Here is a 13,708-nt window from a genome sequence, read left to right on the forward strand (position 1 = left end):
ACTCGGTGGCCGATGAATCGGCGGTGTTGATCGCCCAGACCCGGCACAGGCACGGCAGCCGGGACGGAGTGAACTGGATGCGAGATGTGTTCGCGGCGCAGCGCCGGGCAGGTCTGCTCGACCTACGGCCGAGACCGGATAGCGTTGCTCCGCGCCAGCAACCGAGTTGCTACTCGTCTCCTCGGCCGCGGTTGTGGATGAGTCCTGCGACCGACTTGTCGTCGCGCCGAAGCCCGTGGACCAGACGCCGACCGAACCGGGAGCTTCCCATGGGCGGAAAACATACCGATAGACATGGAATCGACCACATTGTTACCGTCGCGAACATGAGTCAGTGGCGCACGACCACGGCTGGCCGGTACCCAGTCGGCCCGCATGGTCGTTCATCGTGACCGACGATTCGAGCGCGATGGGTCCTGGCAAGGGTTGGGCTGGAACGGCGGCGAAACTGTCGGCATTCCACCGTCTCGCGGCCCGATCGCGATCCGCGGGAACGCCGCGCGCAATCGCCCGGCAACGCTCCCGGGGCAAGAAGACTGCCATAGAACGCATTGCGCTGCTTCTCGATCCGGGTTCTTTTGTCGAACTCGATGCGCTCGCACGGAATCAATCGACCGTGGACGACCAGCCCTACGGCGACGGCGTCGTCATCGGCCACGGCACCGTGAACGACAGGCCGGTGGCGGTATTCGCCCAGGACTTCACCGTCTTCGGTGGCACGCTGGGACGAACGCATGGCGAGAAGATCCGTAAGATTCTCGATCTGGCGGCCAGGATTGGTTGCCCAGTGGTCGGCATCAACGACGGAGCCGGCGGGCGAATCCAGGAAGGCGTGGTCGCGCAGGCACTCTACGGCGAGATCTTTTTCCGAAACGTCAGCATGTCCGGTGTTGTTCCCCAGATTTCGATCATCATGGGGCCGTGCGCCGGAGGCGCGGCGTACTCGCCGGCGCTCACCGATTTCGTCGTGATGGTGGACAAGACATCACATATGTTCGTGACCGGCCCAGACGTACTGGCCGTCGCTATGGGCGAGCGGGTAGGGCTCGAGGAATTGGGCAGTGCTCGGGTGCACAATTCCCGCTCCGGCAATGCGCACTATCTCGCCGAGGACGAGGAAGACGCGATCGATTACGTGCGGCACCTGCTGTCCTACCTGCCCAGCAACAGCTACGAACTTCCGCCTGTCTACGCCGCGGGGAAGAGACGGGGCGGGCCCTCGCTGGACTCGCTCGTTCCCGACTCCATGAACCAGCCATATGACATGTATGTGGTGGTCGACGCCATCGTGGACGACGGCGAGTTCCTCGAAGTGCAGCCACTGTTCGCACCCAATATCATCTGCGGTCTGGGCAGGATCGACGGGAATTCGGTCGGGATCGTGGCAAATCAGCCTCTGAAATCCGCGGGGTGTCTGGACATCGACGCGTCGGAAAAGGCGGCAAGGTTCGTGCGGACCTGCGATGCATTCAATATCCCTATCGTCACACTGGTCGATGTGCCTGGATTTCTACCCGGTTCCGACCAGGAATGGAATGGCATCATCCGCCGCGGTGCGAAATTACTGTACGCCTATGCGGAGGCCACGGTGCCGAAGATCACCACCATAATCCGCAAGGCATACGGCGGAGCATACGTCGTCATGGGTTCCAAGCATCTGCGCGCGGATATCTGTTTCGCCTGGCCGACTGCTGAGATAGCGGTGATGGGCGGCGAGGCCGCCGCCAACATTCTGCACCGCGACCACATCGCCGGCGCAGTGGATCCGGAGGCCCTTCGCAGCAAGATCATCGACGAATACGAGCAAACGCATTGCTCGCCTTATCGCGCCGCTGAACATGGATATATCGATGCGGTGATCGCGCCATCCGAAACCCGGCGGAATATCGCAGCTGCACTGCGCATCATGAGCGACAAGCGTGAGCCGGCACCTCCGAAGCGGCACGGAAACATCCCGTTATAAGAAATCCCCGTTGCGCCGATACCGTCGGAGTGGCTGTTGGAAAGGAAATGCCGGTGGTCATCGGTGACATCTCATATCTGCTGACGGACCGAACGCGTCAATTGGATGAGCATATCGCGGTGATCGGGATGGCTTGCCGAATGCCGGGAGCAGTCGACTCACCGGACGACCTGTGGCGAGTTCTGATGGAGAAGACGGACCCGGTGCGCGAGGGTCCGTTCGACCGCTGGGATGTGGACGCCTTCTATGATCCGGATCGAGAGGCGCCGGGCCGTTCCAACACCCGCTGGGCTGCCACGCTCGACGACATCACCGGCTTCGACGCCGCGTTCTTCGGCATTTCGCCCGCAGAGGCCGCTTCGATGGACCCGCAGCATCGGCTCCTTCTGGAGGCTTCCTGGGAGGCTTTGGAGCACGCCGGCATCCCGCCACGCAGTGTCATGGGAACGCAGGGTGGTGTCTTCGTCGGGATCTGGAACCAGGACAATTCCGTCCGGCTGGGCACGCGTTACCGGGATATCGATGCCTACGCCGCGACCATCGGGAATGTGCACAGCACCGCGGCTGGACGTGTCTCCTATGTCCTCGGGTTGCACGGGCCCTGTATCGCCGTCGACACAGCCTGCTCGTCGTCGCTGGTCGCCACCCATTTGGCGGTTCAAAGCCTGCGGACGGGAGAGGCCGACTTTGCCCTGGCCGGCGGCGTGAACGTCATGCTGACTCCGGAGTTCATGCTCTCCGGGACACAGTGGGGGATGTTCTCACCCACCGGACGCTGTCATGCCTTCGATGCCCGCGCGGACGGCTTGGTTCGCAGCGAAGGTGTCGGAGTCGTTGTCCTCAAACGACTTTCGGACGCGCAACGCGATGGAGACCGGGTGCTGGCTGTAATCCGTGGCTCCGCGATCAACCAGGACGGGCGGTCGAAGGGACTGGTTCATCCGTCCGAGGACGCCCAGCGCATGGTCTACTCCGCGGCGGCCGCCCAGGCGGACATCGACCCGGGGCTGGTGGGGCTGGTGGAGACCCACGGCCCTGGGACGCCGGTCGGCGACCCGATCGAATTCCGCGCCCTGTCTCCGATCTATGGAACCGGCGCCGGGCGATGCGCACTCGGTTCGGTGAAATCGAATATCGGCCATCTGGAGTCGGCCTCGGGCATCGCGGGTTTCATCAAGGCCGTGCTTGCGGTCCAGCACGGTGTCATCCCGCCGAACCTGCACTTTCAGCAATGGAACCCGCAGATCTCGCCGGAGGGCACACGCTTCTTCGTACCCACCGAGCCGACCGAGTGGCCGGTGGACGCGCCGACCCGGCTGGCGGCAGTTTCCTCGTTCGGCTTCAGCGGCACCAACGCTCATATCGTTCTGGAGGAGTACACAGATCGGCCTGCCGCCGTGCGGACGCGGACAGACTCCGGACCGCGACCAGTCCTGGTGCCGCTGTCGGCGACGGCACCGGAGATGCTGGGGGCGACTGCCGCACGGCTTTCCCGCTGGCTCACCGAGAACCGCGAGCGAGTTGAACTCGGTGATGTAGTCCACACGCTCGCAGTGCGGCGATCCCATCACCGGTCGCGCGCGGCCGTGGTCGCCGACTCCGTGGATGAGCTCATCCACGGGCTGGACCGACTCGCCGCAGGCGCTGACGAGGCCGATTCGCATGGCAACACGGTTCGAGATGCCGCCGGCGCGGGTACGGTCTGGGTGTTCTCCGGACAGGGTTCGCAGTGGGCCGGCATGGGCCGCCGCCTACTCGACGAAGAGCCGGTGTTCGCCGAAACGATCGCTGAACTGGAGCCATTGGTCGCCGCCGAGGCCGGCTTCTCGGTGACCGACACGCTGCGCGCCCCGACGGTAGTGACCGAGATAGACCGTATTCAGGTCGCCTTGTTCGCCACTCAGGTTGCGCTCGCCGCGGTATGGCGATCCCTGGGTCTGAGTCCTGCGGCGGTGCTCGGGCATTCGATGGGCGAGGTGTCCGCGGCGGTGGTCTGCGGCGCCCTCTCGCTACCTGACGGTGTCCGGGTCAGCTGCCGCCGCGCCGCCCAGCTGGTCCCGCTGGCCGGCACCGGTGCCATGGCCTCGGTGGAACTGCCCCACCGGCAGGTCGAGGAGGAACTCCGCTGGGTCGAGGATGTCACGGTGGCCGTGATCTCGTCACCGCGGGCCACCGTGGTCGCGGGCGGCCCCGAAGCGGTACGCCACATCGTCGAACGCTGGCAGGAACGCGGGCTGATGGCCCGGTTCGTCGCCTCCGACGTGGCGGCGCATGGCCCGCATCTTGATCCCTACGCTCCCCGGTTGGTCGGTGCGCTCGCCGATATCCAGCCAGTACATCCCACCGTGCCGTTCTACTCCACCGTCACCGAGGATCCGCGAGAAACGGTGCTGTTCGACGGCGCCTATTGGGCGGATAATCTGCGCAGACCGGTCCGGTTCGCCCATGCGGTGCAGGCCGCGGCCGAGGATGGTTATGCCGCGTTCCTCGAGGTCTCGGTCCACCCCATCGTCGGGCACGCGATGCGCGAGATTCTCCACGAGATTGATGGGGAAGCGATTGTCGCACACACCATTCGGCGCGACAACGACGATCTGCGGACGGTCACCGGCCAGCTCGCCCGCCTGTACCGTGCCGGCGTTCCCGTCGACTTCGCCCGGAGGTATGCGCACGGAACGCTGGTCGCAGCCCCGGCAACGACGTGGAATCGGATCCGCCATTGGATCGATCTACCGCTGTCACACCCGGCGCGACAACTCGCGGACGAGATTCGGCCACCACTGCTCGGCACACACACACCCATCCCCGAGACCGGCCGCAGACACCTGTGGCAGGTTGATATCGGCACGAAGACATACCCGTGGCTCGCCGATCACCAGGTGGAGGGCATCACGGTACTGCCGGGAGCGGCGTACTGCGAGACCGCACTGGCGGCCGGGACCGAATTCTTCGACTGCGCCGAAGCGCACGTCCAGTTGTCCGATGTGCAGTTCGTCCAGCTACTGCCGGTCGAGGAGCACACGACGCTGTACACCTCGCTCACGCCGCGTGGCGATGGCATGGCGGTCGTGGAGATGGTCACCAAGGGGGACGGCGACGACGAGTGGATCACCCACGCGACGGCCGAATTGTGGTATCGGCCCGAGGGCGATCGTCCCGAGCGAGTCGACCTGGCAACCCTGGATGCGGTCTATCCCGACCATGTCGATGTCGACCGCCGCTACGCCGAACTACACGCCGACGGCTACCAACACGGCCCCGCCTTTGCCGGTGTAGAGAGTCTGCGACGGGCGACTGACCGGGAGATGCTCGCACGGGTCGGTGTGCCGCCCGCGGCGCGTGCCCTCGCCGGCCCGGTGCATCTGCATCCGGTACTGCTCGACACCTGCTTGCAGACGCTTCTCATCTCCGCGGTCGCCGCGACCGGCAACGCTGGGGCTGGGCTGCTTTTCCCCGTAAGCGTGGGATCGCTGCGCGTCTACTCGGTGAACGGGCCGGGCGCCGCGTACTGCCAGTCGACACTCGTCTCGGCGTCGGCGGACGGCGCAATCGGGCAGCTGCGGTTGCTGACAGAGGATGGCTCCGTCCTGGCCGAAGCGGCAGATGTGCGGTTCGCGCCGATGCAGCGGCAGCTGCCGGCCTCCCAGCATGAGCGACTGTTTCACGAGGTCCGCTGGACTTCTGTGCCGCTGCAACCGTCGATCACACCGCGTGGCACGTGGCTGCTGCTCGGTGACAGCAACAACCCACTCTCGGCGGCCCTGTATACCCAACTGACCGCGTCCGGGGTGAGCGCCACACAGCTCGGCGCCGAAGGCTCACGCGAGTCGTGGCCCGTGACGGCGGTGACGAAGACACTGGCTAGCACGACGGACGTCGTCTTCATCCCGGCTCCGCCGGCGGTTGCCGAGCCGGATGTCGCGGACCTGTGCCGGGACGAGGTCATGCGGCTGATCGACCTGACCCGGCTACTGTCCGACTCCGAAACTGGCACGCCTCGGCTGTGGATAGTCACTCAGGGTGCCCAGGCGACCACCGGCGATGAGACGCCGGCACTGACGCATGGCGGCTTGCGCGGCGTCGCCCGCGTGGCCATGTGCGAGTACCCCGGTCTGCGCACGACCCTGATCGACGTGGAGCCCGGCACGGGCGGTGTAAGCAATCTCGTCACCGAGCTATTCGCCGACGGTTCCGAGGACGAGATCGCCTGGCGGGCCGGTCGGCGGTGGGTAGCCCGGTTGGTGAACGCCCCCATCAGTGATGGAACCTGGCGAACCCGGCTTCGGCAGGTCCGGCAGTACGGCCGGGACCGCATCTGTCTCGACATCGCCCGGCCGGGTGATCTGGACACGATCGACGTGGTCGCCCAGCCGCGCCGTCAACCTGCGCACGGTGAGGTCGAGATCAGGACAACGGCGATCGGCCTGAATTTCGCGGACGTCATGCATATGCTCGACATGTTCCCCGACCTGCACGGCACCTCCGGTCGGCTCGGCCTGGAATGTGCCGGCGTCATCACCGATGTCGGTCCGGGAGTACACGACCTGCGGGCCGGCGACCGGGTCATGGCATTCCACGACGGCACGGCCGATACTTTCGTCACCCTGCCCGCCGACGTCGTTGTTCCGGTGCCCGGCACGATGACAGACGTCCAAGCCGCCGGCGTGCCCGCCGCCTATCTGACCGCCTGGTATTCGCTGACGCGCGTCGGCCGCCTGACTGCCGGTGAGCGAATCCTCATCCACGCCGGAACCGGGGGTGTCGGCTTGGCGGCGATCGCCATCGCCCGCTCGCTCGGCGCGGAGGTTTTCGCCACGGCCGGCAGCGACCGTAAACGCTCTTACCTCCGGAAGATCGGCGTGCGGCATGTGATGGACTCCCGGTCACTGGACTTCGCCGCTCAGACCCTCGCCGCGACCGGCGGTGCGGGGGTGGACATGGTGCTGAATTCACTGTCGGGCCCCGCGCTTTTCGCGGGCCTGGAAGTGCTGAACCTCGGCGGGCGGTTCATCGAGATCGGCAAACGCGACATCTATGCCAATGCCAAACTGGGTCTGCTCGCGTTGCGCCGCAACATCACGGTGGCCGCTGTGGATCTGGCCGTTCTCGAACGCGAACGCCGCCCACTGATCAGTCAATTACTGAACGAGCTTCGGGCGGAGTTCGCCGCCGGCCGCATCGGCCCGCCGACCTGCACCGAGTTCCCGTTCACCGAAGCAGCGACGGCGTTGCGGCATATGGCCGCGGCCAAACACATCGGCAAACTCATCCTGACCGTGCCGCAGCAGGGCGAGATCGATGCCGCACTCCCGCCGGGCGGCAAACCGGTCGTGCGTCGAGGAGCGAGCTACATCGTCACGGGCGGACTCGGCGGACTCGGCCTGGAAATCGCCCGCTGGCTCACCGACCACGGCGCCGGCAGAATCGTGCTCAACGGCAGGTCTGCGCCCTCGGAGGCCGCCACCGCCGTGCTCACTGCACTTCGCGCGGAGGGTGCACAAATCGAAGTCGTCCGCGGCGACATCGCCGCATCCGGCGTGGCCGAGCGGCTGGTCACGGCGGCGACGGCGGACGGGCGGCCGCTCTCCGGTGTGTTGCACGCCGCGACCGTCCTCGATGATGGTGCCCTCGACCATCTGAGTGCCGAACGGCTCGAACGTGTGTGGCGGCCGAAAGTCACCGGCGCTTGGCGGTTACACGAGGCGACCAGCGGGTTGCCGCTCGACTGGTTCGTGCTGTTCTCCTCGGTGGCGTCGCTGCTCGGCAGTCCGGGACAAGGCAACTACGCCGCCGCTAATGACTGGCTCGACTCCTTTGCGCGGTGGCGACGGTCGCGTGGGCTGCCCGCCCAGGCGATCAATTGGGGCGTCTGGGGGGAGGCCGGCCGGGCAATACAGCTCGGGCGCGACGGATACGCGGCGTTCAGCACGGCCGAGGGGCTGCGCTGCCTGACGGAACTGATCACGCACGAGCGGACCAACGCCGGCGTATTCGTCTACGACCCCGAACACTGGTTCCACGCCGCGCCTCGGGCATCCGAGTCCGCGTTTTTTGCGGACATGCCGGCTCGATCGGCGGCGGAGCCCGGCGTAATCGGCAACGACGGCATCAACGCCCGGCTTCGGGCCGCATCGCCCGATGAGCGAGAGCGCCTGGCCCTGAGCTACCTCGGTGTGTGCATGCAGGTGATACTCGGCCTGAGTAACTCATCGATCGACTCGAATACGGCGCTGTCCGACCTCGGGTTCGACTCACTCACTGCGCTGCAGCTGCGCAACCGTCTCCAAGCGGACCTACAGGTGAAGATCCCCGCCACTGTGGTGTGGACGCATCCCAGTGCAGGCGAACTGGTCGGCTATCTCCTGGAGCGTCTCGATCTGGAGGTGGCCAGTGCTGATGACGAGCAGACCCGTGCCGTCACCGTCGACGCCGGCCGCTGGTTCCGGACGTTCGCTCCGCGGCCCGATGCCGCGACGCTGCTCTACTGCTTCCCGCACGCCGGAGGTTCGGCATCGACCTACCGGCCGTGGAGCGATCTGCTTCCCGAAAATGTCGAGTTGCGCGCCATCCAGTTGCCTGGGCGCGAAGATCGCGCGGAGGAGGAATCCCACAGCGATCTGGGCACACTGGCCGACGCACTCTCCTCAATGATCGCGGCGGATCCGGACCCTCGGCCGTTCGCATTCTTCGGGCACAGCGGCGGCAGCCTGCTGGCATTCGAGACCGCGCGCGCACTCCGGAGCGGCTGGGGCATCGCCCCTGTGACGCTGGGTCTTTCGGCGATGCCGGCACCCGACGGCCCGGGAATGGACCGGCTTTCGGAACGTCTTTTCCGCAACCCTGGTCGCGAGGCCCTCGAGGCTCTGGCCTTTATCCCACCGGAGATCCGGCAGGAACAAGTCTTGCTCGAACGGGCCATGCGGGCGCTCTCCGCTGACTACACCATGTACCGCGGCTATCGGTACACCGCGGCATCGGTCCTGCTCGACTGCCCAGTTGTCCTATTCGCCGGCGACGATGACCCGCTCTGCATGCCTGAGCACCTGGAAGGCTGGGGCAAGCAGACGACCGGTCCAGCAGCGACGTACGTCTACCGAGGGGATCATTTTTATCTTCGGAATCACCTACCGGAAATGATCGAGCGGCTGACGAAATCATTCGGAGGGTGAAAGACACTGTGCCGGCCGCACAGTAGATCGCACGGCGCAAACGTGACAAGTCCGGCGCCGGAGCGGACGTTGCGTGTACCGGCGCGCCGCTGACCGGTGCCCGATGACGAGCGGTCTCATTCATGAATCCGAGCGAATCAACCCGGACTCCATTACCGGGTTGATCCGTCTTCGGGGATCGGTGTCCCCGGTGTTGTGATTCGACACCGACGCCCACCGGTCGGCGCGATGTCGAGTACGCACGCCGACACCGCCTCAGCAGCTGCACGACCCAGTGGTGCCAACGCGCCGATCCAATATCCAGCTCGGCGTGCGCGCGAACTCGAGCGCATCGTGTGCGAATCGAGCACATCCAGTAATATCGCCGGTCAACCCTTACTCGGATCGTCCGGCACGTTCCTGCCGGTGATGGGATGTGATTTGTCATGGCCACCGTGAGCTTCGATAGCGCGACCCGGCTCTACCCCGGCTCGTCCAAACCCGCCGTCGACAAGCTGAATCTGGAGATCGCCGACGGAGAATTCCTCGTGCTGGTCGGTCCGTCCGGCTGCGGAAAATCGACCTCGCTGCGGATGCTCGCCGGGCTCGAGGATGTCGACGACGGACGCATCCTGATCGGCGACAACGACGTCACGCACGCCGAACCCAAGGAACGCGATATCGCCATGGTGTTCCAGAACTACGCGCTCTACCCGCATATGACCGTCGCGGAGAATATGGGCTTCGCGCTCAAGCTCGCCAAGGTCGCCAAGGCGGAGAAGGAGCGCCGGGTGCTGGAGGCGGCCAAACTGCTCGACCTCGAGCCGTATCTGGACCGCAAGCCGAAGGCGCTGTCCGGCGGTCAGCGTCAGCGCGTCGCGATGGGCCGGGCGATCGTGCGCCAGCCGCAGGTTTTCCTGATGGACGAACCGCTGTCGAATCTGGACGCCAAGCTGCGCGTGCAGACCCGCACGCAGATCGCCCAGCTGCAGCGTCGCCTCGGCACCACCACCGTGTACGTCACGCACGACCAGGTCGAGGCGATGACCATGGGCGATCGGGTCGCGGTGCTCAAGGACGGACTGCTGCAGCAGTGCGCGACGCCGCGCGATCTGTACCGGGATCCGGCGAATGTGTTCGTCGCCGGCTTCATGGGTTCGCCCGCGATGAATCTGTTCACGCTGCCGGTCGCCGACGGCGCGGTGGAGCTCGGCGGCGCCGAGCTGGCGGTGCCGCGGTCGGTCGCGGATGCCGCAGAGGGTTCGGTAGTGGTCGGGGTGCGGCCCGAGCATCTGGAAATCGGTGGAGCGGTGGACAAGTCGGGTATCCAGATGGAAGTCGACGTCGTCGAGGAGCTGGGCTCGGACGCCTACATCTACGGCCGCACGGTTGCCGAGGGCGCGACGAACGGCGCGAGCGAAACCATTGTGGCGCGGGCGGATTGGCGCAATCCACCGGAGAAGGGCACCCGGGTGCAGTTGACGCCCACACCGGAACACACCTACTTCTTCTCCGCCGTCGACGGTCGCCGCCTGTCCTGAGACCGCTGCGCAGGTGCCGCCCTTGCCCTCGTCGTCGAAGGCAGCGCAGGCCGCGTCCCGAGACCGCTCGCGGCGTGGAATTGTCCGGCGAGCGCGCTGTTTCACCCCCGCGCCGAGTCGATGCGTTGGCGTTCGCCCACGGCGGAAGGCCACGCGAAGACCACGCCGCACTCATAAACTCGACGCTCGAACGGGATCTGCGTGAGGAGTGGACGTTGAAGATAGCGGTGCTCGGTACCGGGCGGGTCGGGCGCAGGCTCGCGAGCAAGCTGGTCGAACTCGGACACGCGGTGACACTCGGATCCCGGACGGCCGACAATGCGGCGGCAACCGAGTGGGCGAACGAAACCGGGGGCGGCCACGGCACTTTCGCCGATGCCGCGGCCGATGCCGAGCTGGTGTTCAACGCGACCTCCGGTACCGTCTCGCTGGCCGCGCTGACTGCGGCGGGCGCGGCGAATCTGCGCGGGAAAGTGCTGGTGGACGTGTCGAATGCCCTGGATTTCTCCGGTGGATTCCCACCGAAATTGGCCACCCCCGATGCGGGCAGCGTCGCCGAGGCGATCCAGCAGGCGTTCCCGGAAGCGCGGGTGGTCAAGACCCTCAACACCATGAACAACCAGCTCATGGTGGACCCGTCCCGAATTCCAGGGCGGCACAATGTCTTTCTGAGCGGCGACGACGAATCGGCCAAGGCCGAGGTGGCGGCACTGCTGAAATCCTTCGGCTGGTCCGATGAGCAGATCATCGACCTGGGCGGCGTCGTGACCGCACGAAGTACCGAACCCCTTGTGCTGCTGTGGGTTCACCTCTACAACAAGTTCGGCACCGAGGACATCAACTACGCGGTGGTCACCGCCTGAGGGGACTACTTCGCCGAGCGGATGGCGCGCGAATATTCGGGGTTGAGCCGGACGCCGAGTTCTTCGAGGTCGATCTCGCGACCCGTTTCGCTGCGCACCTCCACTCGAACCGGCGCACCGCTGGACTCCTCTACCAGCAGCAGCGGCGCGGGTCCCGGCTGCAGGTACGCATCGCCCCACTGCATGAGTGCGAGCACCGCGGGCAGTAGATCGCGACCCATATCGGTCAGCACGTACTCGTGGCGAGTCCGGCTGCCTGCCTCCTGATACGGCCGCTTGGCGAGCAGCCCCGCCTCGGTGAGCTTGCGGAGCTGGCCGGATGCCGCGGCATCGGTGATGCCGACCCGGGCGGCGAAACCGTCGAAGCGGGTGGTGCCGTAGTAGGCCTCGCGCAGGATCAGGATCGCCGAGCGGGTGCCGATGAGGTCCATCGCCTTCGCGATCGAGCATTCCGTGGGTTTCCACGCGCTCAGATCTGCCAACGGTCCTTCCATCACGGCTGCCATGACGAACATCATAGCGATATCTGGCTTGAGTTGACTATATCCAGGCGTTAGCCTGACTATAAGCCAATAGAGCCAGGCGGAGAAGCTCGGCTCACGGTTCGAAAGGGAACCACCCATGAGAGACGCGGTGATTGTCGAAGCGGTACGCACGCCGATCGGCAAGGGAAAGCCGAACGGGGCACTGCACAATGTCAACGCGGTGGACCTGCTCGCACACAGCCTGCGCGCGGTAGTCGACCGCAGCGGCATCGATCCGGCGCTCATCGACGATGTGATCGGCGGCATCGTCACCCAGATCGGCGAACAGGGCGCCAATATGACCCGGCGTGCGGCGCTGGCCGCGGGTTATCCGGAATCGGTACCGGCGACAACGGTCGATCGCCAGTGCGGCAGCAGCCAGCAGGCCATTCATTTCGCCGCACAGGGCGTGATCGCCGGTGCGTACGACATCGTGGTGGCGGCAGGTGTCGAGTCCATGGGACGAATTCCCATGGGCGCGAATATGATCGGATCCGAGGACTTCTCCGGCGTCGGCTTCGCCGAGCGTTATCCGGAGGGTCTGGTATCCCAGGGCATCAGCGCCGAACTGATCGCGGCCCGCTGGGGACTGACCCGCAACCAGCTCGACGAATTCGCCCTCGGCAGCCACGAAAAGGCAGCGCTGGCAACGAAGAACGGCTCGTTCGCCGCTCAGCTCGCCCCCATCGCCGGACTGGAAACCGATGAGGGCATCCGGGTCGGCAGCACACTGGAAACCCTCGGCAAACTGCGTCCCGCCTACTACGACGAGGCCATGGCCGCGCGTTTCCCGGAAATCGGCTGGCAGATCACCGCCGCGACGGCGAGCCAGGTCAGCGACGGCAGCGCCGCGGTGCTGATCATGACCAGCGAACGCGCCGAGGAACTCGGTCTGCAGCCGCTGGCCCGGTTGCACAGTTTCGCGGTGGCCGGTGACGATCCGCTGCTCATGCTGACCGCCGTGATCCCGGCGACGCAGAAGGTGCTGCAGCGCGCCGGACTTCAGCTCTCCGATATCGATCTGGTCGAGATCAACGAGGCCTTCTCGCCGGTGGTACTGGCCTGGGCGCACGACACCGGTGCGGACATGTCGAAGGTCAATGTGAACGGCGGCGCCATCGCCATCGGACATCCGCTCGGCGCGTCCGGCGCGCGCCTGATGACCACGCTGGTGCACGCTATGCAGGAGCGCGGCGCGCGCTACGGTCTGCAAACCATGTGTGAGGCAGGCGGTTTGGCCAACGCCACCATTATCGAACGGCTCTGAGTCGCCGAGTACCGCGGCACCGGTCCCGTATCGATGCCGCGGGCTCAGATCGAAACCAGCACCACCGCAATCAAAAAACCGAGCAGCCACGACTCGGCAATCAATGGCACCGCCACCAACGGCGTCCACGCGATGCGGCGTCGGCAGCGGATCTTGTCCACCACCCGGATGCCCACCGCAACCACGGAGAGGGCAATCCCGACCCACGCAACGCAATACGCGACCGCCAGATAGCGCACACCCCCATCGGGATCGGCATCACGCCCGAGGAGTTCGTACAGCGGCACGGAAGAGGCAACCACCCACCCGAACCCGACCGCGAATACCGACCCGAGCACCACCCGAACCACATTCGCCCACCGCAGCTCGAAACGACTCGACCCCATACCCCAGCATGACCGT

The 13,708-nt window shown here is 65.9% G+C and carries 7 protein-coding genes; 5 read left to right on the plus strand and 2 right to left on the minus strand.

The window, feature by feature from the left end; all coding sequences use genetic code 11:
• The first annotated feature begins 409 nt into the window (after positions 1 to 409).
• From ACQPYR_RS42290 to ACQPYR_RS42305, 4 genes are all read left to right on the plus strand, one after another.
• Positions 410 to 1,963 carry an acyl-CoA carboxylase subunit beta gene (locus tag ACQPYR_RS42290; RefSeq protein ID WP_433635408.1) on the plus strand — a complete coding sequence of 518 codons (1,554 nt, stop codon included), beginning with the start codon at positions 410 to 412 and terminating at the stop codon, positions 1,961 to 1,963.
• Positions 1,964 to 2,016: 53 nt separating this feature from the next.
• The gene (locus ACQPYR_RS42295) at positions 2,017 to 9,132 is read left to right on the plus strand and encodes an SDR family NAD(P)-dependent oxidoreductase (RefSeq protein WP_433625645.1); all 7,116 of its coding nucleotides are present in this window, start codon (positions 2,017 to 2,019) and stop codon (positions 9,130 to 9,132) included.
• 425 nt (positions 9,133 to 9,557) lie between these two features.
• A complete protein-coding gene (locus tag ACQPYR_RS42300; protein ID WP_433625648.1) occupies positions 9,558 to 10,652 on the plus strand; it encodes an ABC transporter ATP-binding protein in 1,095 nt (364 codons plus the stop codon).
• 74 nt (positions 10,653 to 10,726) lie between these two features.
• Entirely contained in the window at positions 10,727 to 11,515 is a 789-nt protein-coding gene (locus ACQPYR_RS42305; protein WP_433625650.1) for an NADPH-dependent F420 reductase, read from the plus strand.
• A gap of 5 nt (positions 11,516 to 11,520) precedes the next feature.
• Here ACQPYR_RS42305 and ACQPYR_RS42310 read toward each other — a convergent pair whose 3' ends face one another.
• Positions 11,521 to 12,033, minus strand: coding sequence for a winged helix-turn-helix transcriptional regulator (locus ACQPYR_RS42310; RefSeq protein ID WP_433625653.1), 513 nt, complete (start codon positions 12,031 to 12,033; stop codon positions 11,521 to 11,523).
• A 103-nt stretch (positions 12,034 to 12,136) separates the two neighbouring features.
• Here ACQPYR_RS42310 and ACQPYR_RS42315 point away from each other — a divergent pair, with 103 nt between their 5' ends.
• Positions 12,137 to 13,306: a thiolase family protein gene (locus ACQPYR_RS42315; protein ID WP_433625656.1), complete on the plus strand. Its 1,170-nt coding sequence runs from the start codon at positions 12,137 to 12,139 to the stop codon at positions 13,304 to 13,306.
• 44 nt (positions 13,307 to 13,350) lie between these two features.
• Here the strand turns inward: ACQPYR_RS42315 and ACQPYR_RS42320 are convergent, their stop codons facing one another.
• Positions 13,351 to 13,656 carry a hypothetical protein gene (locus ACQPYR_RS42320; RefSeq protein WP_433625659.1) on the minus strand — a complete coding sequence of 102 codons (306 nt, stop codon included), beginning with the start codon at positions 13,654 to 13,656 and terminating at the stop codon, positions 13,351 to 13,353.
• Positions 13,657 to 13,708: the final 52 nt, after the last annotated feature.

This window comes from Nocardia sp. CA-120079, assembly GCF_050955745.1.
GTDB lineage: Bacteria > Actinomycetota > Actinomycetes > Mycobacteriales > Mycobacteriaceae > Nocardia.